The following is a 641-nucleotide window of genomic DNA, read 5'->3' as shown; positions in this document are numbered from 1 at the left end:
GTCTACAGCCCGGAGCGCCTGCTCGAATACATCCTCACCCTGGCGGTGCGGGAGCGTGCCACCGACGTGCACATCACCCCCGCGGAGAACAGCCGCCACGTCCTTTTTCGCGTGGACGGCGTCCTGCGGCCCATGTTCGGCCTGTCGGTGGTGCTCGACCGGCTGAACAGCTACATCAAGCTGTGCGCGGAGATGGACGTCGCCGAACAGCGCCTGCCGCAGGACGGCAGCTTCAACCGCGTGGTGCTGGACCAGCCCTTCACCCTGCGCGTGTCCACGCTCATCACCGAACACGGCGAGCGCATGGTGCTGCGCCTGCTCCCGGAGCGCAGCGACCTCGACAAGCTCCAGGACCTGGGCTTCATCGGCGAGGACGTGGACGAGCTCTCCGAGCTGTTCTCCCGGCCCCACGGCCTGGTGCTGCTCACCGGGCCCACGGGCTCGGGCAAGAGCACCACGCTGCACGCGGCCCTGCGCATGCAGCCACTGATCGAGCGCAACGTCCTCACCGTGGAGGACCCGGTGGAATACCGCGTCCCCGCCGTGTGCCAGACGGAGGTCAACCAGCGCTCCGGCTACGGCTTCTCCAACGCACTGCGCTACTTCCTCCGTCACGACCCCGACGTGATCCTGGTGGGCGA

General features: G+C 68.2%; 1 protein-coding gene. It reads left to right on the top strand.

All coding sequences use genetic code 11. The features are described 5' to 3' along the window. A partial coding sequence (locus G7A99_RS23500; protein WP_163144462.1) for a GspE/PulE family protein occupies nt 1-641 on the top strand: 641 nt, incomplete at both ends.

Source organism: Arhodomonas sp. KWT (assembly GCF_010993615.1).
The sequence above is the reverse complement of the archived record's forward strand: the minus strand, read 5'-3'. Positions and strand labels throughout refer to the sequence as shown.